Genomic DNA, 21,728 nt, shown 5'->3' with positions numbered 1-21,728 from the left:
ACGAAAAGATGGCCTTAGAAACAAAATGGGTTCGATATGGAAAGAATCAAGAATATATTGGGTATATGGCAAAAATGGACCGAGTCAACGAAAACTTACCGGCTGTCATTGTGATTCAGGAAATATGGGGTGTAGATGCACATATTCAAGATATAACAGAAAGATTTGCGCAGGCTGGATACCTTGCTTTTGCACCGGACCTATATGCTGACAATGGGGAACGGATAGAGGATTTAAAAGCTGAACGAGTGGTAGAAGTAAGAGAATTTCTCGATTCCTTACCGCATACGGTTTGGAATAATCCTGGGGAAAGGGAGCAGGCGATTCGCGAACTTGAAGAAGGGAAACAGAACCGTGTCACCAAGACCTTTGAAAAAATGTTCGGTGGAATCCAATCCTCTGTTTATATTGAAAAACTATTAGCCGCTACCTCTTTTCTACGTGAGGAAAACGAAGCAACAAAAGGACAAGGAGTTGTATCGATTGGATTTTGTATGGGCGGAGCTCTATCTGGATTGCTTGCATGCCGAGATCCTCAACTAAAGGGTGCAGCAATCTTTTATGGCAATGCTCCTTCAGAAGAAGAAATAAAAACGATTAACTGTCCAGTATATGGATTTTATGGTGAGCTTGATAAGCGAATTTCTGATAATGTTCCTGCTTTTGCAGATCAAATGAAGAGTCATAACAAATTGTATAAATATGAAATGTACAAAGACACCCATCATGCCTTTTTTAATGATACAAGAGCTTCCTACAAAGTTTCTGCAGCTAGAGATTCATTTCTAAAGGTATTATATTTTTTCCATCAAGCTCTGGTAAAGGAATAATTCTTTTAAAAATTAAGATCTCTTCTTCATGGAAGAGATCTTTTTATATTCAAACTACAGCTTTATTAAATAGTAAGGTGATTGAAAATTTTACCAATCAACAGAAACCTATATAGCTGCACTAGATTATAGTTAAATAGGGAATATTATTTTTATGAAAACTATAATAAAGACTTCACTCATCCTGTTTTTTATTTTAACTCTCACTGATTTTGGAATAGAAACGATAAGCAATAAAGGAGAAGTAAAAGCTGCTGAAAAATCTGTATTAGCTGATTTGCCTCCAGTTCTTCACGGTCTTGGTTGGATAGAAGGACATTTTGTAACAAATTCTCTTGAAGCCTTTCAATATAATTATAATCGTGGATTTCGAGTATTTGAAGTGGACCTGAATATGACCTATGACAATGTTTTAGTTGCCCGTCACGACTGGACACGTATTCACTATCGATGGTTAGGACAAGATGTCCCTCCCGGCACCACGAGTGGGGTGCCTTTAACCTTGGACAAAGTAATGTCACTCAAAATACATGGAAAATACCATCCCATTTCATGGCAACAACTCTTGGACCTTATGAGGAACTATCCAGACATTTACTTTGTAACAGACACAAAGGAAACGGATGAAAGATCTATTCGTCAAACCTTTTCCTATTTAGTAAACGAGACAAAAAAAGTGGACTCTATATTACTTGATCGTATTATTCCGCAAATTTATAATCCGACAATGCTTACGTATATTAACTCCTATCATCAGTTTAATAATATTATTTATACCTTATATTTACATAAGAACAACTTTCCGAACCCAAGTGAACTTGCGGAATTCTGTGTAAGGAATCATGTGACAGCTGTTACTGCACCTTCTTTTCGATTAACAAAGGAAATGCGGGAAACCTTGCATGAAAACAATATCATTCTCTATACACATACGATTGATAAACCTGAAGTTGCGGCTGTTTATAAGGAAAAAGGGATAGGGATCTATACAGACTATCTTTATTACAATGGAAAGAATTTTATTGCCCCTTAAAATTCCGAAAAAAGGTAAGATGCTAAAAGGTGATTCCTAACTGAATAGGATCATCTTTTTTTATTTAATTGTTAACCATATGTTATTTTTGGTTGACAATAATAAAAAGAAACTATTATTCTTAACTAAAGTAAAAATTTTCATAAGCAGGGGGAGGGTGGGATTTACATAAACAGACGATTCACTTAACGTAAAATTTTTAAAAAACTTATAAAGGAAGTGTTTAGATGAGTAAATGGACGGAAGTAGCACAATCTGTCATTAATGGTTTGGAAATTTCAAGAGAGGATGCTTTAAGAATTTTGAATATACAAGATAAAGAATTACTTGAAGTATTGCAAGGGGCGTACTTAATTCGTCATCATTATTTTGGAAATAAAGTAAAGCTAAATATGATTATGAATACTAAATCCGGGTTATGTCCTGAAAACTGCGGGTATTGCTCACAATCTAGTATTTCTTCAGCACCGATTAAAAAATATCGAATGTTGGACAAAGAAACCATTTTACAAGGAGCAGACCAAGCATATCAATTGAATGTTGGTACATATTGTATTGTTGCAAGCGGCAGAGGTCCCAGTAATAGTGAAGTGGATCAAGTGGTTTCGGCTGTTAAAGAGATTAAGGGTAAGTACAACCTAAAAGTTTGTGCTTGCCTTGGTATTTTAAAGCCTGACCAAGCCTTAAAACTGAAGGCGGCCGGTGTTGATCGCTACAATCATAACTTAAATACCTCAGAAAACCACCATGAGAACATCACTACCTCACATACTTATCAGGATAGAGTAAATACGGTTGAACTTATTAAGGAAACTGGTATATCCCCCTGTTCTGGAGTCATTGTTGGAATGAAAGAAACAAGGGCAGATGTCGTCGATATGGCATACAGCTTAAAAGCGTTAGACGCTGACTCGATTCCTGTCAATTTTCTACATGCTATAGACGGGACTCCTCTAGAGGGTACAAATGAGTTAAACCCCAGATATTGTTTAAAAGTTTTAATCCTCATGCGTTTCGTAAATCCAACAAAGGAAATTCGCATATCTGGAGGCCGAGAAGTAAATTTACGGAGCCTTCAGCCGTTAGGTTTGTATGCAGCCAATTCTATTTTTGTAGGGGACTATTTAACAACTGCAGGTCAAGAAAGTACATCTGACCATCAGATGCTAGAAGATTTAGGATTCGAAATTGACTTTTTTAATGAAACAACTTACGCTTAACTAAAGAAAACTGATAGTACAGGAGTAAGCATAACTCTTTTACTATCAGTTTTTTTAATTTATTATTTTGTATCAAGGTTGTATGACATCAATAATTGATTAAATATAATCATAAATGCTTTAATATAGAGAAGAAGTTGAAAGGACACGAACATGAATTTCTTTATAGCTTTTTTTCAGACCCTGCTAGTGAGTTTTATCGAAATGTTGTATCTGGTAGGGGGAATGATTGTAGTTGGTTTTATTTTAGGAGCTTTAGAAAGGTTATCGAATTCCTATTTAACTCGTGCTTTCGGACCGAAAGGAGTGATGGTAACCGCATGGATTGGAACGCCGATTCATGAAATTGGGCATCTCATTCAATGTTTTATTTGGGGTCATCGTGTTTCAAGGGTGCGTTTACTACAGCTAAATCACCCGTCTGGCATCCTTGGTTTTGTGGAGCATCATTATAATCCCAATAGTATGTACCAACAAGTAGGGAATTTCTTCATCGGGCTTGGACCTATTTTTAGTGGTATTGGTTCCTTAATTTTAGGGATGTATTTTCTGGTACCACAATCGTTTTTAGCCTTTAAAACAGAAGTGGAACAACACATTCAATTTCAGCAACTGGATCTTACTCTGTTAAAAACATTTTGGGAATCCATATCCATTATATGCAAAAGTCTTTTTACGATAGAAAATTTAATAAATCCTTTGTTTTGGCTATTTTTAATTATGGCTTTTAGTATTTCTTCTCATATTGCGTTAAGTAAGGCGGATATTAAAGGTTCAGCGAGAGGATTAAGCACGATATTTATTGTGCTTGTCTTGTTGAATATCATTTCGCGATTACTTAATTGGGATACCTATGATTTAATTGTCAAATTAGCAGGTTATAATACCTATGTACTTGCTTTTTCCAGTATTGCTATCTTGTTTTCCTTTATAACTCTGCTGATCAGTATTCTTCTTTTTATCATAAAAGGACGAATGGTACGCTAGATAACTGGTGCATTTAAAGGATTGTCTGAATACGTGTCTTTTTCGGACGGACCAATGTGAAATTGGTTGACTTGACCAAAAGTAAGGGACTTTCGGACAGTTTGAGCCAAAAAAGGACCGCTCTTGTCTGAATACGTGGTCAATTCGGACAACCTCAAAGGCAAACGGTTCCTCCTTGTCCGAATACCAAGGTTATTCGGACAGCACGAGCCAAAAAAGGACCTCGCTTGTCTGAATACATGGTCAATTCGGACACCCTCAAGGACAAACGGTTCCTCCTTGTCCGAATACCAAGGTTATTCGGACAGCACGAGCCAAAAAGGACCTCGCTTGTCTGAATACATGGTCAATTCGGACACCCTCAAGGACAATCGGTTCCTCCTTGTCCAAATACCAAGACTATTCGGACAGTCAGAACAAAAAAGGACCGCTCTTGTCTGAATACGTGGTCAATTCGGACAACCTCAAAGGCAAACGGTTCCTCCTTGTCCGAATACCAAGCTTATTCGGAAATAATGAGCCAAAAAAGGACCGCTCTTGTCTGAATACGTGGTCAATTCGGACACCCTCAAGGACAATCGGTTCCTCCTTGTCCGAATACCAAGCTTATTCGGACAGAATGAGCCAAAAAAGAACCTCGATTGTCTGAATACGTGGTCAATTCGGACAACCCCAAAGGCAAACGGTTCCTCCTTGTCCGAATACCAAGCTTATTTGGACAGCATGAGTCAAAAAAGGACCGAGCTTGTCTGAATACGTGGTCAATTCGGACACCTTCAAGGGCATGCAGTTCCTCCTTGTCCAAATGCAGAAGATATTCCTAAGCACACAAAAATCCAAGTCTTACATACTTGGATTTTTTGTTTCCTAATTATAATAAACTTGACTTTCTTTCTACTAAAATTACCATTTTGTTTCGAACATAAAAAGTCACCGTCATGATGATGGAAAGACTGCCAAAAATAATACTCATTAAAGGGAGCCCCATAATATCTAATAAAAAGCCGGTTAACAGAAGAACAATTTGGTAGCTAACTCTGTCAAGCATATTTTGAAAAGAGAAAAAACGTCCATGATACTCTTTAGGCACTTGAGTTTGAAAAATAGTAGCCGCTGTAGGGAAAAAACTGCCGACTGAAAATCCAAATAATAAAAAAGCAAGTAACGTCCAGATGGGACTATTGGCAAAATAGAGCAAAAGCTGTGATAGCCCAACCATAAAAGAACTCCCAAACAAGACAGCATAAGGAGATACTTGATTATTTATTTTTTTAATAAAAAGGGCTCCTAACATAAAGGAAATTCCTTCAGCAGCATATACCCATCCTTTAATAGCCGTACTATCTTGAATCTCACTTATATTAATGACCATTAGATTTACGCCGCCAAGGAAAAGGGCGGGAACAAGTGTCATTAATACAGTTATAAAGACAATGGGTACGTTTTGAATAATCGGAAAAACTTCCTTAAAACTCTGTTCTTTTTTTAACGGCCTCGTTACACTCATTCGATTATTTTCATTGATTTCCAAGAAAAAGGTAAGAATAAATAAACCAATGTAAGCAATTAATGAACCAATATATATAAAGGAGAGTGGGAGAATCACTAATAAGAAACCACCCAATGCGGCTCCAATTATACGCGAAAGTGTCGATACATTCATGATCAAGGCGTTTAAATGAAGTAAATCCTTTTCATCCGCCACTAACGGCAAACTTGCCTGAAGAGCAGGAAAGTAAAAGGCAGCCGAGATTTGGAAAAATACTAAGAAAAGAACCATCCACCAAAGAGAACCAGTCGAAATGGCCATAAGCATAAATAGGACACTAATGATACGGATTACACCAGCAATCTGCATTACTTTCTTTTTACTAGTTCGGTCAGTTAGCCTGCCGGCAAATGGTCCGAAGACAAAACCTGCTAATAGTCCTAAAGCCATTATTATTGATTTTAAAAAGTCTGATGGAATGGTGTCCTGCATGAATTCCAAATCACCAATCAGTCCGAGCCATAGCCCCAATCCAGCAGTAAAATCCCCAGTTAATAGGATCCATATATTTTTGTTTCTCCACATTTGAGTATCCCTACATTCTATTTCTCTATTAATTATTATTTTAGCATACAAGCATGAGAGAAAAGAGCAAGTCCTAAAAAAGGCTTGCTCTTCCATAGCTTTTATTTTACTAATGCTTTCTCCACGGCATCGATGGTTTTTTCACTAGCGATTAATCCGTTAATGGTCCAAAAACTCGGATCGTTCATCTCATATACATGTCCGTTTTTAACGGCATCGAGACCGTTCCAGATGGAGCTGTTACTTAACAAATCAAGACCCGCGTCACCTTTTTTGCTGATAAGGAAAATATGGTCAGCTTTGATTTCTGGTAATTTCTCAAGAGCTATTGGATCCCACTGTACGGCCGCATCGCCTAAGTTTTTCACAAAGTCAGGCTGCTTGATTCCCAAATCACTATACAGAACATTAGCACTAAATCGATTGTGCTCCATTAGGTAAAATTTACCCGCATTTACCCAAATAATTGCCGCGCTTTGATCTCCAATGGAACTTTGAATTTTTGACTTTGCATCTGCTGCTTTTTTATCGTAACTAGCAAGGGCTTCCTTTGCTTTATCTTGCTTACTTAAAATCTCACCCATTTGGGTAAGCTGTTTACGCCAGTCAGCATTCATTTCGTCCTTATATACATAAGTTGGGGCTATTTTCTTATACTCTTCATATTGCCCTTTTTGAATAGCAGTAGCGGAGCTGAAAATAATTAAATCCGGGTTATTATTTATCACTTGTTCTAATGGCATATCCCAGCCAATTTTTGGAACACCTTTTAATTGGGGTTGTAAATAATCTAACACTGTATTCCCAATAGACCATTGTGCAGCTGGTTTCACACCGAGTGCAACTAGAGAATCTTCAAGGTAGGGGGCAATAATCCGTTTAGGATTCGCTGGGATTACGACTTTACCCTTGGCATCAGTTAAGGTAACTTCCGTCTTTTGATTATCAGTTTTATTTGAACTGTCTGATGAGTTCCCATTGGAACTGCTGCAGGCACTGACTAAAAATAAGATTGTCAGGATTGAGAATAATAAACCTAAACGCTTCTTGATCACTGTTTTTCCTCCTTATGTATAAACAACCATGATAATGCAAATGATAATCATTTTCAAACGAACAGTCAATATGAAATGAGAATTATTTTCAATTAATTTTGAAAAAGATAGGAAGGATATTTTTGGGAATATTTTTTATAGTATGTACATATTGAAATAGTTTTATCGAAACTTTATACTAATGATAATGATTATCATTATAAATTAAGTTTTACTTGCTTTAAAAGAAAGGGTGTTCCTGTTGAATGAACAGACTAAGTATCATGACACCATTGTTGACCATTCTAAGCATCTCAAAACAAAACGAAATACATACTTTATCGGTTCATTCGTTTTAGTGATTGGTTTCATGCTGATTTTATTGTTGATTGGTTTATCAATTGCCTATGGTGCAGCCGATATAAAACTTGCCACTGTATGGGAGGCTATAACGCATTATCGATCCGACCTTGCTTCCCATCAAATTATTCGAGAAATTCGTATGCCAAGAGCGATAGGGGCCGTAATGGTAGGGGCGCTTCTTGCTGTTTCCGGCGCCGTCATGCAAGGGTTGACTCGTAATCCTCTTGCATCTCCATCCATCATGGGCGTAACTGATGGCGCAGCCTTTGCTCTAGTCATCACGCTATCATTCTTTCCAACAGCAACGATTTTAGGGCTCACTTTTTCTTCATTAGTGGGGGCTGGACTTGGTGTTACCCTTGTCTTTTTGATAGGTTCTTTTTCAAAAGGCGGGTTAACTCCCGTTAAGCTGGCGCTTGCAGGTGTAGCTGTAGGATCAATGCTAAATGCCATTTCTAGCGCATTTGCACTTCATTTTCAGGTAGCAAAGGATATGAGCTTTTGGTATGCAGGAGGACTAACTTCCATTAGTTGGACTTCAATTAATATTTTGTCAATTGCAGGAGCCGTCGGGCTGTTGCTGGCAATGGTCATTTCACGATCCATTACGATTTTAAGCTTGGGAGAAGAAGTATCAAAGGGGCTGGGACAAAACCCTTTATTCATTAAAATACTCGGTGTGATTGTTGTACTTGTATTGACAGGTGCCGCGGTATCTGTTGCGGGTGCTGTTGGTTTTATCGGACTAGTGATTCCCCATATCACTAGGTTTATCATCGGTTCTGATTACCGCTGGATTATACCCATTTCTGCAATATTGGGGGGACTATTATTAGTTCTTGCAGATATTGCTTCGAGAATGGTGAATGCTCCTTATGAAACGCCCGTGGGTGCGATTACGGCTATTATAGGAGTACCCTTTTTCTTATACCTTGCACGCGGGGAAAGGAGAGGGCTGTGATGCATGAGACGCACATAAAAAGGAGAAAATTCGTTTTAGTCTTAAGTAGTTTAGTTATTTTGACCATTTTGACGTTTATCATAAGCCTTAATCTAGGAGTAGTTAGAATTGCTCCGATGAATGTCTTTCACACATTAATTGGACAGGGGACGATCCGTGATCGGCTAGTTCTAGTTGATTTTAGACTACCAAGGATGCTTCTTTCTTTAGTGATTGGGGCCGCATTGGCCGTATCTGGTGCCATCCTACAAGGGGTAACGAAAAACGAACTAGCAGACCCTGGAATTTTGGGTATTAATGCAGGAGCAGGTTTTACTGTCATTCTATTTATCTATTTTTTTCAAGGCTCCATGAACGAAATTGCCTCTACATTTGGTGTATTCTTACTGCCTTTCTTCGCTTTATTCGGAGCCATTGTGGCAGCACTGTTGATTTATCTGATCGCCTGGAAAAAAGGCATTGATCCTGTCCGGCTGATTCTGGTTGGAATCGGCGTGAATTCTGGTTTCGGGGCAGCTATCGTTATATTTCAGTTAAAGATGAATCCACAGGACTTTATGCAAGCAGCAGTTTGGCTCTCAGGGGATATTTGGGGGGCAAATTGGCGGTTTGTTTCAATCATTGTTCCATTGATTGTCCTGATCCTCCCTTATGCGATTTATAAGTCACATGTTTTAAATGTATTAAATCTCGGCGATCAAATCGCCACAGGTCTTGGATTAAAGGTGGAGAAGGAACGGAGAATATTACTAATCACTGCGGTTGCACTGGCAGGATTTAGTGTGGCGGTTGGTGGAGGCATTGCTTTTTTAGGTTTAGTCACTCCACATATTGCGAGAAAATTAGTTGGTCCCAAACATCAGCTGCTTCTTCCCATTACAGCCATCTTGGGTTCTTTCCTACTGTTAGCGGCGGATGCGATTGGTAAAAACGTGCTTGCTCCGACAGAGATCCCTGTTGGAATCGTTACAGCGGTTTGCAGCGCCCCCTATTTTATTTATTTACTTATGAAAGCAAAATAAAGGAGGAACGGATGTGGTCTCACTTTCAACCGAACATCTTCAAATTGGATACGGAGAGAAACTGATTGTAGAGGATTTAAATTTAACGATAAATAAAGGCGAAATAACCACCATTATTGGGGCAAATGGCTGTGGAAAGTCCACCATCCTTAAAACACTGGCTCGAGTGCATCAAGCAAAGTCGGGTGTTGTTTATTTGGATGGAAAGATGATCCACAAGATCCCTACAAAGGAAATCGCCAAAAAAATGGCCGTTCTTCCGCAGAGTCCTGAAGCACCGAGTGGGTTAACCGTGTATGAATTAATTTCTTTTGGCCGTTCACCACATCAAGGCGGTTTCGGCAGACTTACTGAAAAGGATCGAAACGTGATTGAGTGGGCATTAAAAGTTACAAGATTGTCTTCATTTGCTGACCATGCTGTGGACGCACTTTCTGGCGGTCAGCGTCAGCGGGCATGGATTGCCATGGCGATTGCGCAAGAAACCGAATTATTGGTGTTAGACGAGCCAACGACTTACTTGGATATGGCACATCAGCTTGAAATATTACAGTTGTTAGAAAAATTAAATAAAGAAGAAGGCCGGACCATTGTAATGGTTATTCATGATCTAAACCATGCAGCCAGGTTTTCACACCACATGGTGGCTATGCGAAGTGGAAAGTTGGTAAAGGAAGGAACCGCTGAAGAAGTGATGACGCACGAAGTGTTAAAGGAAGTCTTCCATATTGATGCGGAAATTGTAAAAGATCCAAGGACCAATAAACCTGTCTGCCTTTCCTATGATTTACTACAGACAGAAACACAAATTGAGAAACAAAAAGCGTCTAGCTTTTAAAGTAGGATGGGATAACATGAAACTTTATGATGTAACAATCATTGGCGGCGGACCAGTTGGTTTATTTACTGCCTTTTACTGTGGAATGAGAGAAATGGAAACCAAAATCATCGAATATCTTCCGTATTTAGGCGGAAAGGTATCTTATTTTTATCCAGAAAAGGTCATTGGGGATATTGGTGGAATTCCTGCGATTACAGGGGAGAATTTAATCAGACAATTAGAACAACAAGCTAGAACCTTCCATCCAACCATTGTTTTAAATCAACAAGTGGTGGATATGGAAAGGCTTGAGGATGGGACTTTCCTGTTAACTAGCCAAAACGGAGAGCAGCATCATACGAAAACGATCATATTAGCGACTGGGTTTGGAGCGATTAAGAATTCAAAACTGGACCTTTTAAACGCTGACAAATACGCAGGAAAGTACCTTTATCATACAGTTGAAAATTACCAGGACTTTCATGACCAACATGTTTTAATTTATGGCGGGGGCAACTCTGCTGTTGAATGGGCTAACCGATTATTGCCGATTGCTAAACATGTTACGATTGTTCATCGAAGAGATGAGTTTTCCGGGATGCAAAGAAATATTTACAACTTGAAAAGCTCAAAGGCAGACATTTTGACCCCTTATATTTTAGATGCTTTATATGGTGATGAAGCATTGAGAAGTGTAAGTGTCAAACATATTAAAACCGAAGAAACAATGGAAATTCCCGTTGATGCTGTTCTTCTAAATCATGGTTTTTCCATTGAATTAGGCGAAATCAAACAATGGGGTTTAGCGTTTGAAAATGGAAGTATCATGGTGGATAGTTCCATGCAAACAAATATTGAAGGAATCTTTGCCGTAGGAGATATAGCAGGTTATGGAAATAAACTGCATCTCATCACAGGAGGTTTCTTTGAGGGGCCAACGGCCGTCAACAGCGCCAAGGCATACATAGAACCTAATAAAAAGGTAAAACCGATATTTTCAACCACTCATACGAAACTCCATCGCATAAGAGAGACAGGACATACAAATTAATTTAATGATTATTTTTTGAAAAGGACAGCAAAATAAGAGAGGAGAAAATGTCTTAACGAAGGAGGAAATATCATGTCAAAAGATAAGCAAACACCTTCATCAGAGGTAGATCAAAAGAAACTGTTAAATGATAAAGTGGAAAAGGCCCGCCAAAACGGTTTTGAAGATGATCATGTTCGCAAAGTAACACTAAATGGGGCACAAGGTCAATAATTTACCTTTTCAATCATAAAAAAGCAGAATGTCATTTTCATGATATTCTGCTTTTTTGTTGCTATAGGTAAAAATTTAACTAGAATGGTCAGAAGACATAATCGGTAAACTAATTCTTGTTACACTTTTCGTTTTAAGGAGCATATCTACAATGGTGGACAAAAACATTAAAAAGCAAGAGATATTGGATGCGTTTCAATTCCGGCACGCCACTAAAAGATTTAATCCTAAGAAAAAAATTTCTGATGATGACTTTCAATTTGTTTTGGACGCCGGAAGATTATCACCAAGTTCCATTGGTCTTGAACCATGGGTCTTTTTAATTGTGCAAAATATGACCTTGAGGGAAAAATTAAGAGAAGTTTCATGGGGGGCACAGGGGCAGCTTTCTACCGCCAGTCACTTCGTTGTGATATTAGCACGTACAGATGTTAGGTACGATTCTGATTATGTTGTCGATCAAATGACAAAGGTTAAAAAAATGCCGATTGACATTTTTCAAAATGCGCAAGTTCGGTACAAGAGCTTCCAAGAATCTGACCTGCCAATGCTCGATAATAACCGTGCCTTGTACGATTGGTCGTGCCGGCAAACTTATATTGCTCTAGGGAATATGATGACGACAGCCGCTTTGATTGGCATTGATTCTTGTCCAATTGAAGGGTTTGATTATCAAGCGGTAAATTCCATTCTTGATAAAGAAGGTTTGTTAGAGGATGGAAATTTACGAGTTTCTGTTATGGCTGCTTTTGGGTATCGTGAAGAAAATCCGAAACGGCCAAAAACGCGGAGGGAACTCAACCAAATTGTGAAATGGGTCCATTAGGGGGAGTTTTAATGAATTCAAAATATGCACCATTATTCGAGTCGTTCACGTTTCCAAGTGGCGTTCAAGTGAAGAATCGTATTGTTTTAGCGCCAATGACCAATTTTTCATCCAATCCTGACGGTACTGTAACAGATGCTGAGGTTAAATATTATGCAAGACGTTCTGGCGGTGTAGGGATGGTTGTCACCGCATGTACTTATGTAACAGCCAACGGAAAAGGATTCCAAGGTGAATTTGGCGGAGACCGTGACGAATTCATTCCAAGTTTACAACAGCTTGCTTCCGGAATTAAAGAACAAGGTGCAAAAGCAGTTTTGCAAATTTTTCATGGCGGCAGACAATGTCCCCCTGAATTAGTGCCAAATAAAGAAGTGGTTAGTGCAAGTGCTGTCCCTGCAGAGGGAGGCGGAAAACCTGTTCCGAAGGAGTTAACGGATCAAGAAATCGAAGCGATTATCCATGATTTTGGTCAGACGACTCGCCGGGCAATTGAAGCAGGCTATGATGGGGTGGAAATTCACGGAGCCAATGGGTACTTGATTCAGCAATTTTTCTCTCCTCATTCTAATCGACGGGAGGATCGGTGGGGTGGAAACATCGAAAAACGGCTAACCTTTCCGCTCTCCGTTGTCGATGAAGTGAAAAAGGTAGTAGCGGAGCATGCCGAGGGTCCTTTCATCATCGGATACCGTTTCTCCCCAGAAGAGCCGGAAACACCTGGAATCACGATGGCGGATACTTTCGTTTTAATTGATGCCCTGCTTGAGAAAAAATTAGATTATCTTCATGTTTCTCTTCAAGATTTTTAGTCTCAACCTAGACGTGGTGTGGACGATAACCGCCCGAGGATTGAAATTATTCAGGAACGTGTTGGCCACAAAGTTCCAGTTATCGGTGTGGGCTCACTATATACAGCAGATGATGTGTTGAAAGCTTCCCAGACAGGTGTGCCATTTATTGCTCTTGGTCGAGAATTAATCATCGATCCTGATTGGGTCCAGAAGGTGAAAGAGGGTCGTGAATCTGAGATTGTAACCAAAATTGATAAAGGCAAGCAAGAAGAATTGATGGTACCAGACCCACTTTGGCAAGCGATTATTCACTCGCCAGGCTGGTTTCCAGGAGTTGAATAAGAAAAGCGCTGGAGCTAGACATTTCTCAAAGTCGAAATTTCTTATCATTTAAATAAAGCATCCCAAACTTTTTGGGATGCTTGCTATCTCGTTTAAGAGTACTGATTTTCATTCTCTTCTGCATCATTGTTATTTATCATATCTTTTACATCCTGTGAAATTTTATCAAATGTTTGATTCACTCTATTCATAATTTCTTCATTGTTCGTTGTCCCCGAGAAATCATTTTTGTTTTTTTCCATTTATTTCACCTCCACTGTTATCGTTTGTCATTAGGCAATTGATAATGCATCTAATTAGGAATTTTGGCCAAAAAAGTCACTTTTGTGTTTGCTTTTTTGATAAAATAATGAGACATACATATAGGGAGCGATCTGAATGTATAAAGAAGGATTTATTGAGGTTCCCGGGGGAAGGGTTTGGTATCAAAAATTTGATGAAAATGGGAATGGAACCCCTTTATTAGTATTACATGGCGGCCCAGGGTCATCTTGTTTTTCATTACAGGTCTTAAAGGCGCTTAGTAAAGATCGTCCCGTCATTTTATATGATCAATTAGGCTGTGGACGCTCTGACAGGCCGACAGATAAGAGCCTATGGCGTATTGAAAGATTTGTAGAGGAAGTAGGTCAAGTCCGAGAAGCCCTGCACCTTGACGAAGTACATATTCTAGGTCATTCTTGGGGGACCACACTCGCAGCAGCGTATGCTTTAACTAAGACTTCCGGAATAAATAGTATTATTTTTTCCAGTCCATGCCTTAGTGCACCTTTATGGGAACAAGACCAAAAACGGAACCTTCAAAAACTGCCTGTCGAAGTGCAGGAAACAATCAAACGATGTGAAGAAAATGGAACAACTGATTCAGAAGAGTTTGAAGCAGCGATCGAGGTATTTGCTCAACATTTTGTGAATCGAATGGAGAAAAAACCGGAGTGGCTCGAGCAAAGACCACCAGAATATCGTAATGCTGAAATCTATAATATCATGTGGGGTCCATCCGAATTTACGGTTCTTGGCAATTTAAAGAACTTTGATTGTACAGAGCAGTTAAAGGAAATTACTTGTCCTACCCTTTTTTCTTGCGGTCGGTATGATGAAGCCACACCTGAAACCACCGAATATTATAGCAATCTGACACCAGGCTCAACATTTCATGTCTTTGAGAAAAGTGCCCATATGCCTTATATCGAAGAATCAGAAGAGTTTTTAGAAGTAATGGACGATTTTCTAACAAATATTGACCGTAAGTAGTAGTGTTTTGAACAGCTTGAGGAGATTCAAGCTGTTTTTATGTCGAATACCGAAATAAAAATTAGGAAGATTATAGAGGATAAAGAAGTTTTTTGGCGAATATACAACTTTATAACCATTAATTTCGAACTATAACATTATGAGGTTAAAAAAATGAAAAGAAAAGGGCAACTCATTCTGGTTTCAATATCGATTCTTTATACTCTCTATCAGTGGTTTACTGAGCAACACAAGTTATTCACCTTAGACTTTATTATCTTTATACTGATTGCTTGGGTTGTCGGCTGGCAATATGATAAAGCCCGCTACTATGAAAAAAAAGCACGAGCGAGTGAGGAGAGCTATAAAAAATTAATCGATTCGTTGCCTCAACCTGTCTATATTACGCAAAATCATCGTTTTCTATATGCCAATCATGCGGCTGTCTCAATGGCCGGTTATGAAAGCAGGGAGGAGATGATTGGAAAGTCTATATTGGATTTCATTATTCCGGAGTATAACGACCGGTTAACAGAAAGATTAAAGCAGGTAAATAAAGAGAAAACTCCGGTTAACACTATCGAATACAAAGCTAAACGCATAGATGGGTCCATCTTCTTCTTCGAAGTAACCTCCTTGTTTATATCTTTTGGTGGTGAAAACGCCATTTTATCAATAGGAAAAGACATTACTGATCGGAAAGAACAAACAGAAAGCCTTCTGCTGAAATCTGAGAAGTTGGCCCTTTTAGGGCAAATGGCAGCTGGCATTGCCCATGAAATTCGCAACCCGCTTACGTCGATCAGAGGCTTTATCCAACTGTTTAAGTCCAATCACATAAAAGATGAATACTTTGATATTGTTTTAACAGAACTCGATCGGATCAATGCCATTGTAGGGGAATTTCTTGTTTTAGCTAAACCCACTGCAGCAGTATATAAGAAACAAGATATTAAGCTACTATTAAATGATGTAATAACTTTAATTAGTACACAATCCATCCTAAATAATGTTCAGATTGCAGTTGAATTTGAAAATGAGCTACCAATGATCAGCTCTGAAGAAAATCAATTAAAACAAGTTTTTCTTAATTTATTAAAAAATGCGATTGAAGCCATGCCGCATGGAGGAAATATAGAAGTTACTGTCCGGAAAAAGGGAGAAGGACAAATTTCCATCAAGATTATCGATGAAGGTGTCGGGATTCCGGCCGAAAGAATACCTACACTTGGAGAGCCATTTTATACGACGAAAGAAAAAGGGACAGGTCTTGGCCTAATGACATGCTATAAAATCATAGAAGGTCACCATGGGGTGCTAAACATTGAAAGCAAAGTAAATGAAGGGACAAGAATTGAAATTTTGCTTCCAACCATTACACAGGCATTGTTAAAGGTCGATCCAATCAAAGTGTAAAAGGATTTAACAGTCCTCTGCAGAAAAGAGACTCTAACCGTTTTGGTTCGGAGTCTCTTTTCTTTTTCGGAACCCTATTTACTAAATTTTGTTAGATGCACTCATCTATATTTTGCTATAATGAATGATGCGCTGATTTTTTTGTAAAAGGAGGCAAATAAGCGTTTATGAATTCAAATAAATATGTTTTCTGGGGACTAGTGATCACAACCTTGATTTCAGCACTTGATGCTAATATTATGCAAACTGCTAGCCCTACGATTGTAAAACAGCTCGGTGGGATGGAGTTGTTTGCTTGGGTATTTTCTGTCTATATGTTAGCGAGTACCATTACGGTTCCGCTTTACGGGAAACTTTCAGATATGTATGGCCGGAAAAATCTCTTAATGATTTCAGTCGGCTTGTTTACCGTAGGCTCAATATTGTGTGGAATGGCAAATTCGATGGTCTTGCTGATTGTGTTTAGAGGGGTACAAGGTCTCGGGGCTGGCGGGATGATTCCGTTATCTATGATTATTGTAGGGGATTTATTCTCAATCGAAAGACGTGGAAAAATTCAAGCTGTTTTTAGCAGTATCTGGGCGATTTCATCGGTTGTGGGTCCCATCTTAGGATCTTTTTTTGTGGAAGCCTTAACGTGGAGATGGATTTTCTTTATCAATATACCAATCGGAATTGCCACTATTCTTTGCTTAATTCCTTATCAAGAAAATACAGAATTTAAGAAAACCTATATTGATTACAAGGGCTTCTTCATCTTTGGGATATCGATTACCCTCTTACTTTTGTCTACTAATGTCAGAAATCCTTATTGGTATCTAATAATTGGATTATTAGGATTGTTTGTTTTTGTTTTAGTTGAAAGAAAGGAATCACAACCATTTCTTCCTGTTTCTCTTTTTAAGAATAAAGGGATTTTCCGAACCAATCTTTTTATGTTATTTTACTGTCTATCCTTTTTCGGTACATCCAACTTTATTCCGTTGTATTTGCAAGAAGGCAATCATATGAGTATTTATAAAAGTGGTCTGATTTTATTAAGTATTGCTGGCGGTTGGATGTTTGGCAGTACACCGGCAGGGAAATGGATTATACGATATAGCTATAAGCCTTTATTTATCATAGGCAGCATTCTAACAACAATCTCGGGATTATTACTTTACTTATTTATTACTGACATATCCTATCTTGTACTGTTCCTTATACTGATAATTCAAGGGTTCTCATTTGGCTTATTGTTTGCGGTTGGTACGATTGCGTCTCAAGAGTTTGCAGATGCTCATATCAAAGGCATGTCCACGTCTCTTCAAATATTCCTGCGAAACATCGGAACATCTGTAGGAGTTACCATAATGGGTGTCATAATAAACCATGCCGTTACCATTCAAATAGGAATGAAAAATGTGTTTCTCTATGCACTTCTATTAAGTCTAGTTACAGTAGCAATCAGCTTTATCATCCCAACCAAGACTGCCGTTGAAAGTGAACAATAGGGTGCCTGTCACCCTTTTTATCACTTCAGTAGTATAAATGGTGCCTGTTACCAATGTAAGCGCTTTAAAATAAACAAAATAGTTAAAATAGTCAAAAAATATTGACAGACTTTTTTTTCGGTGGTACCCTAATCTAAAATTACATATAAGTTGATGACGAGAAGAGTAGGGTAGATTCGTTGTTTTTAGAGAGTCGACGGTTGGTGAGAGTCGATAACAGTTCTATCTGAAGATCATCTCCGAGATGTTTAGCTGAACGATGAAGTAAGCTAAACCGGAATGTCCACCGTTACCATGGAACACGTACAATCAAAGTACGTTGATCGAGAGCCGCTAACCTCCACAAAGGTCAGCGGAAGTAGGGTGGTATCGCGAGTTCACTCGTCCCTATTTTAAGGGGCGAGTTTTTTGTTGTCCATAAACAATAATGTGCACTAATTTAGGAGGAAGATCAATATGAGTCAACAAGTAGATAAAAAAGCATTTAATGTGGAGGACATCATTATTGCAAGTCATACAATTAAAGATGTCATTTCACCAACACCACTACAATATAATCATTTATTATCAGAACGATATGGCTGTCATATTTACTTAAAACGAGAAGATATGCAAAGTGTTCGCTCCTTTAAAATCCGTGGTGCTTATAACCGGATTAAAAAGTTAAATGAGGAGGAACTGAAGAACGGAATTATCTGTGCCAGCGCCGGAAATCATGCGCAGGGTGTCGCCTATTCCTGTCACCTTTTAAATATTAACGGAAAAATCTTCATGCCAAGTACAACACCAAAACAAAAAGTAAATTCAGTAAAGTTTTGGGGCAAAGATAGTGTGGAAATTGTCCTAGTTGGAGATACATTTGATGATGCTTACGAAAAAGCTCGCGAATGCAGTCTGGCTGAGAACCGTACCTTTATCCACCCATTTGATGATTTTGACGTCATTGCAGGCCAAGGAACAGTGGCGGTTGAAATGCTCAATGATTGTCCAGAACAAATTGATTATCTCTTCGCAGCCATCGGCGGTGGCGGTCTTGTTGCCGGATGTGGAACGTATTTAAAACACTTTTCTCCTCAAACACAATTAATCGGAGTAGAGCCGCAAGGTGCGCCTGGTATGAAGGAATCCATTTCAAAAGGTGAAGTGACTTCATTAGGTCAAATTGATCCATTTGTTGATGGGGCCGCTGTTAAAACCGTTGGTACGAAAACCTTCAATATTTGTAAGGAGCTTGTGGATGATATTGTGGTTGTTCCTGAAGGAAAAGTCTGTACGACCCTTTTATCCCTTTATAATGAAAATGCGATTGTTGTAGAACCAACCGGAGCCCTTTCTGTTGCAGCTTTAGATGCATACGCTGAACAAATCAAAGGAAAAACAGTTGTTTGTATCGTTAGCGGCGGAAATAATGATATTGGGCGGATGCAAGAAATTAAAGAGCGCTCCAAACTTTATGAAGGCCTTCAGCATTATTTCATTGTCCAGTTCCCACAACGTCCCGGAGCATTGCGTGAATTTTTATTTGACGTGTTAGGACCCAATGATGATATTAGCCATTTTGAATATACCAAAAAGAATAACCGTGAAACCGGTCCGGCATTAGTTGGGATCGAATTAAAGGATAAAGAAGATTACTATCCATTAATTGAACGGATTAAGGCAAAAGGATTCTTACACCGAGAAGTAAACAATGACAGCACACTATTTCAAATGTTAGTATAATTTAAGGCTAAAATTGTTTTATATACTATGTTGATTGGAGCGGAAGTCGCTCGACTCCTGCAGGAGTACGGGGCTGGGGAGACCCCACAGGCGCTTTCAGCGCCGAGGAGGCTCCCCGGGCCGGGCACGCCTGCGGGTTTGCTGAGCGACTGGAGCGGAAATCAACATCCTAATTTTAAAGACCATTCACCCGCTGAATGGTCTTTTTTCGCTATTTAAATTACAGGATACTTAACAAATGCAACATTTAATGTATAATATTATTTGTGCATGAAGATAGTGTTTGTCTTCTAGTCAGTATAAATGATATGAACTCCAAAATAGTTACTTTTGCGAGATTCAAATTGGAAAGAGAGTGTTCAGAATGGGACGTAAATGGAACAATATTAAAGAAAAGAAGGCTTCAAAAGATGCCAATACAAGCCGTATATACGCCAAATTCGGGGTTGAAATTTATGTAGCAGCGCGTAGCGGTGAACCAAACCCGGAATCCAACCAAGCGTTAAAATTTGTCCTTGAGCGTGCTAAAACTTACAATGTGCCAAGACATATTATTGACCGTGCGATTGATAAAGCTAAAGGCGGTTCAGAAGAAAGCTATACAGAACTTCGTTATGAAGGCTTTGGACCAAACGGCTCAATGGTTATAGTTGATGCCTTAACAAATAACGTTAACCGTACTGCTTCAGATGTACGTGCTGCTTTTGGAAAAAACGGCGGGAACATGGGTGTGAGCGGTTCTGTTGCTTATATGTTTGACTCAACGGCTGTTATCGGTGTGGAAGGAAAATCATCTGATGATGTTCTTGAACTTTTAATGGAAGCAGATGTGGATGTACGTGACATCGTGGAGGAAGAAGAGGATCAAGTGATTGTATATGCTGAGCCAGATCAATTCCACGCAGTCCAGGAAGCCTTCAAGCAAGCGGGAATTACGGAATTTACCGTAGCTGAATTGACCATGCTTCCACAAAACGAGGTTACCCTTGAGGGCGAAGCATTAGCGAAATTCGAAAAAATGATCGACGTATTAGAAGATCTTGAAGATGTTCAGCGCGTATACCATAACGTGGATCTTGGTGAATAAAAAAATTAACAAGATTTTACCCATAGTACAAAATCATTGTTAATTACGATAACAAAAGTTAAACCCACTTTTAGTATGAGAAATTCATATAAAGGTGGGTTTTTTTATGGATTTAATCGACGTTTATAAAGAGTTTTCATTTGAGTTAGAAATAAAAAATTATAGTCCACTAACCATCAGAGGATATAAAAAAAGCATTTTCTTTCAGTTAAATTTATGAATAAAAAAGACTACTCAAAAAGCCGAGTAGTCTGGAAAGAATATAAATATAGACGATTCAAAACTGGCTTTATTTTGACCGATATACCCTATGTATATTATGAATTAACACTCCTGGCTGGTATGGGAAAATAGATGGGAATTTAGAGCAAGGCTAAAATTTATCATGGTGTAGTAGCCATAGACAGTGAGGTGTATTGTTAAGCCTTGCTCTAATAATAAGATGGCCAATATTAGAAAATGTTATATGGGTATAATTTACTGTTTTGATTAAAAAATTAATAGTTCTAATTGGGTGTTCGGAAAAATTGTCGATTGAAAACTAAATATTCCCAAAATATATTGAGTGGTAAAAATGGATAATCTAGAGGACAATTACAAAGTCAAAAAAAAGATCCAGCATTCGCAGAACTGATCCTTTTGGGTCAATCTTTAATTACAGTAAAATTCCCATAATCAACTGCTACAAGTTCTCCATTTTCAGAAAGTGCTAGATTCTTGTCTTTTATATCTTTTGGTTCAATTCCATTTTCCATAAATAACTTAATAAATTGTGCTATTTTTATATCGTATTCTTGATCTAGTGGTATCATTTGTATCATTTTTTTCATTATTATCCATCCATATCCAAACTCGATGACGGGACATAAATGTTTTTGTATTAGGGATGGTGAATTAAAGAATAACTTATATTCTTGTTTATTGCTCTTCATACCCCAATCATTAATGGCAACCTTTAGTACATATCCATTTTCAAGGTCAAACACAATTCGATTCTTACCATTTCCAATTATTTTATATTTTAACTGAAGATTTTTTACTGCTTTTTCTATAAGTGAATTTACTTTTTTGGTTTCTTTACTATTACCTTTATTTTGTATTTTTAAAATCCATGAATTTATTGAATTAATTTCTTGTTCAGATAAGTAATTAGATTTTAAGGAATCAAGCCCATTCTTCGTTCCCTTACTTTTCTTATCTTGATGGT

Annotated in this window: 19 protein-coding genes, 1 pseudogene and 1 other annotated feature; of the genes and pseudogenes, 16 read left to right on the top strand and 4 right to left on the bottom strand. The window is 38.3% G+C overall.

Annotation, left to right across the window (positions count from 1 at the left end):
- The first annotated feature begins 8 nt into the window (after positions 1-8).
- The 4 genes from JOC76_RS13395 to JOC76_RS13380 all read left to right on the top strand — a co-directional run bounded on the left by JOC76_RS13395 (position 9) and on the right by JOC76_RS13380 (position 4,070).
- The gene (locus tag JOC76_RS13395) at positions 9-830 is read left to right on the top strand and encodes a dienelactone hydrolase family protein (RefSeq protein WP_205178317.1); all 822 of its coding nucleotides are present in this window, start codon (positions 9-11) and stop codon (positions 828-830) included.
- Between the two features lie 154 nt (positions 831-984).
- Positions 985-1,863, top strand: a complete 879-nt coding sequence (locus JOC76_RS13390) for a phosphatidylinositol-specific phospholipase C/glycerophosphodiester phosphodiesterase family protein (protein ID WP_205178316.1) — start codon at positions 985-987, stop codon at positions 1,861-1,863.
- Between the two features lie 227 nt (positions 1,864-2,090).
- Positions 2,091-3,083 carry a biotin synthase BioB gene (gene bioB / locus JOC76_RS13385; RefSeq protein ID WP_205178314.1) on the top strand — a complete coding sequence of 331 codons (993 nt, stop codon included), beginning with the start codon at positions 2,091-2,093 and terminating at the stop codon, positions 3,081-3,083.
- A gap of 153 nt (positions 3,084-3,236) precedes the next feature.
- Entirely contained in the window at positions 3,237-4,070 is an 834-nt protein-coding gene (locus JOC76_RS13380; protein ID WP_205178312.1) for a hypothetical protein, read from the top strand.
- Between the two features lie 871 nt (positions 4,071-4,941).
- Here the strand turns inward: JOC76_RS13380 and JOC76_RS13375 are convergent.
- Both JOC76_RS13375 and JOC76_RS13370 read right to left on the bottom strand, forming a co-directional pair.
- Entirely contained in the window at positions 4,942-6,144 is a 1,203-nt protein-coding gene (locus JOC76_RS13375; RefSeq protein WP_205178310.1) for an MFS transporter, read from the bottom strand.
- A 101-nt stretch (positions 6,145-6,245) separates the two neighbouring features.
- Complete coding sequence (locus tag JOC76_RS13370) at positions 6,246-7,199, bottom strand: iron-hydroxamate ABC transporter substrate-binding protein (RefSeq protein ID WP_307784721.1); 954 nt, start codon at positions 7,197-7,199, stop codon at positions 6,246-6,248.
- A 349-nt stretch (positions 7,200-7,548) separates the two neighbouring features.
- Here JOC76_RS13370 and JOC76_RS13365 point away from each other — a divergent pair, with 349 nt between their 5' ends.
- From JOC76_RS13365 to JOC76_RS13335, 7 genes and pseudogenes are all read left to right on the top strand, one after another.
- Complete coding sequence (locus tag JOC76_RS13365) at positions 7,549-8,502, top strand: FecCD family ABC transporter permease (protein WP_205178594.1); 954 nt, start codon at positions 7,549-7,551, stop codon at positions 8,500-8,502.
- Complete coding sequence (locus JOC76_RS13360; protein ID WP_205178308.1) at positions 8,502-9,524, top strand: FecCD family ABC transporter permease; 1,023 nt, start codon at positions 8,502-8,504, stop codon at positions 9,522-9,524. The genes JOC76_RS13365 and JOC76_RS13360 overlap by 1 nt, the downstream gene beginning before the upstream one ends.
- A 13-nt stretch (positions 9,525-9,537) precedes the next feature.
- The gene (locus JOC76_RS13355; protein ID WP_205178306.1) at positions 9,538-10,362 is read left to right on the top strand and encodes an ABC transporter ATP-binding protein; all 825 of its coding nucleotides are present in this window, start codon (positions 9,538-9,540) and stop codon (positions 10,360-10,362) included.
- Between the two features lie 16 nt (positions 10,363-10,378).
- Positions 10,379-11,395, top strand: a complete 1,017-nt coding sequence (locus tag JOC76_RS13350) for an NAD(P)/FAD-dependent oxidoreductase (protein WP_239557721.1) — start codon at positions 10,379-10,381, stop codon at positions 11,393-11,395.
- Between the two features lie 72 nt (positions 11,396-11,467).
- A complete protein-coding gene (locus JOC76_RS13345) occupies positions 11,468-11,608 on the top strand; it encodes a hypothetical protein (protein WP_205178303.1) in 141 nt (46 codons plus the stop codon).
- 151 nt (positions 11,609-11,759) lie between these two features.
- Positions 11,760-12,434: an NAD(P)H-dependent oxidoreductase gene (locus JOC76_RS13340; protein WP_205178302.1), complete on the top strand. Its 675-nt coding sequence runs from the start codon at positions 11,760-11,762 to the stop codon at positions 12,432-12,434.
- A gap of 11 nt (positions 12,435-12,445) precedes the next feature.
- Positions 12,446-13,570 (top strand): annotated as a pseudogene (locus JOC76_RS13335) (NADH-dependent flavin oxidoreductase).
- A gap of 92 nt (positions 13,571-13,662) precedes the next feature.
- Here the strand turns inward: JOC76_RS13335 and JOC76_RS13330 are convergent.
- A complete protein-coding gene (locus JOC76_RS13330) occupies positions 13,663-13,812 on the bottom strand; it encodes a hypothetical protein (RefSeq protein WP_205178301.1) in 150 nt (49 codons plus the stop codon).
- A gap of 136 nt (positions 13,813-13,948) precedes the next feature.
- On the opposite strand from JOC76_RS13330, the gene JOC76_RS13325 reads away from it, so the two are divergent.
- The 5 genes from JOC76_RS13325 (at position 13,949) to JOC76_RS13305 (ending at position 20,521) form a co-directional block, all read left to right on the top strand.
- Positions 13,949-14,824, top strand: coding sequence for a proline iminopeptidase-family hydrolase (locus tag JOC76_RS13325; protein WP_205178300.1), 876 nt, complete (start codon positions 13,949-13,951; stop codon positions 14,822-14,824).
- A gap of 153 nt (positions 14,825-14,977) precedes the next feature.
- Entirely contained in the window at positions 14,978-16,219 is a 1,242-nt protein-coding gene (locus JOC76_RS13320) for an ATP-binding protein (RefSeq protein WP_205178299.1), read from the top strand.
- Positions 16,220-16,386: 167 nt separating this feature from the next.
- Entirely contained in the window at positions 16,387-17,712 is a 1,326-nt protein-coding gene (locus tag JOC76_RS13315) for an MDR family MFS transporter (RefSeq protein ID WP_205178298.1), read from the top strand.
- A 144-nt stretch (positions 17,713-17,856) separates the two neighbouring features.
- Positions 17,857-18,104 (top strand) — a binding site (T-box leader).
- Positions 18,105-18,168: 64 nt separating this feature from the next.
- The gene (gene ilvA, locus JOC76_RS13310; RefSeq protein ID WP_205178297.1) at positions 18,169-19,434 is read left to right on the top strand and encodes a threonine ammonia-lyase IlvA; all 1,266 of its coding nucleotides are present in this window, start codon (positions 18,169-18,171) and stop codon (positions 19,432-19,434) included.
- Between the two features lie 364 nt (positions 19,435-19,798).
- Positions 19,799-20,521 (top strand): YebC/PmpR family DNA-binding transcriptional regulator, encoded by a 723-nt coding sequence (locus JOC76_RS13305; protein ID WP_205178296.1) that lies wholly within the window; start codon positions 19,799-19,801, stop codon positions 20,519-20,521.
- 644 nt (positions 20,522-21,165) lie between these two features.
- Here the strand turns inward: JOC76_RS13305 and JOC76_RS13300 are convergent.
- On the bottom strand, positions 21,166-21,507 hold the full coding sequence (locus JOC76_RS13300; protein WP_205178294.1) for a hypothetical protein: 342 nt from the start codon (positions 21,505-21,507) through the stop codon (positions 21,166-21,168).
- Between the last annotated feature and the right edge of the window lie 221 nt (positions 21,508-21,728).

It is taken from the genome of Neobacillus cucumis (genome assembly GCF_016908975.1).
Classification (GTDB): Bacteria; Bacillota; Bacilli; order Bacillales; family Cytobacillaceae; genus Neobacillus; species Neobacillus cucumis.
Note: the sequence above shows the minus strand (reverse complement) of the source record. Positions and strands in the feature narration are given on the sequence as shown.

Bases quoted from the DNA above. Each gene is read 5' to 3' on its own strand.
- JOC76_RS13375 (WP_205178310.1), bottom strand. From the start codon at position 6,144: ATGTGGAGAAACAAAAATATATGGATCCTATTAACTGGGGATTTTACT.
- ilvA (WP_205178297.1), top strand. From the start codon at position 18,169: ATGAGTCAACAAGTAGATAAAAAAGCATTTAATGTGGAGGACATCATT.
- bioB (WP_205178314.1), top strand. From the start codon at position 2,091: ATGAGTAAATGGACGGAAGTAGCACAATCTGTCATTAATGGTTTGGAA.
- JOC76_RS13315 (WP_205178298.1), top strand. From the start codon at position 16,387: ATGAATTCAAATAAATATGTTTTCTGGGGACTAGTGATCACAACCTTG.
- JOC76_RS13305 (WP_205178296.1), top strand. From the start codon at position 19,799: ATGGGACGTAAATGGAACAATATTAAAGAAAAGAAGGCTTCAAAAGAT.
- JOC76_RS13325 (WP_205178300.1), top strand. From the start codon at position 13,949: ATGTATAAAGAAGGATTTATTGAGGTTCCCGGGGGAAGGGTTTGGTAT.
- JOC76_RS13320 (WP_205178299.1), top strand. From the start codon at position 14,978: ATGAAAAGAAAAGGGCAACTCATTCTGGTTTCAATATCGATTCTTTAT.
- JOC76_RS13380 (WP_205178312.1), top strand. From the start codon at position 3,237: ATGAATTTCTTTATAGCTTTTTTTCAGACCCTGCTAGTGAGTTTTATC.
- JOC76_RS13345 (WP_205178303.1), top strand. From the start codon at position 11,468: ATGTCAAAAGATAAGCAAACACCTTCATCAGAGGTAGATCAAAAGAAA.
- JOC76_RS13330 (WP_205178301.1), bottom strand. From the start codon at position 13,812: ATGGAAAAAAACAAAAATGATTTCTCGGGGACAACGAACAATGAAGAA.
- JOC76_RS13350 (WP_239557721.1), top strand. From the start codon at position 10,379: ATGAAACTTTATGATGTAACAATCATTGGCGGCGGACCAGTTGGTTTA.
- JOC76_RS13360 (WP_205178308.1), top strand. From the start codon at position 8,502: ATGCATGAGACGCACATAAAAAGGAGAAAATTCGTTTTAGTCTTAAGT.
- JOC76_RS13365 (WP_205178594.1), top strand. From the start codon at position 7,549: ATGCTGATTTTATTGTTGATTGGTTTATCAATTGCCTATGGTGCAGCC.
- JOC76_RS13340 (WP_205178302.1), top strand. From the start codon at position 11,760: ATGGTGGACAAAAACATTAAAAAGCAAGAGATATTGGATGCGTTTCAA.
- JOC76_RS13390 (WP_205178316.1), top strand. From the start codon at position 985: ATGAAAACTATAATAAAGACTTCACTCATCCTGTTTTTTATTTTAACT.
- JOC76_RS13395 (WP_205178317.1), top strand. From the start codon at position 9: ATGGCCTTAGAAACAAAATGGGTTCGATATGGAAAGAATCAAGAATAT.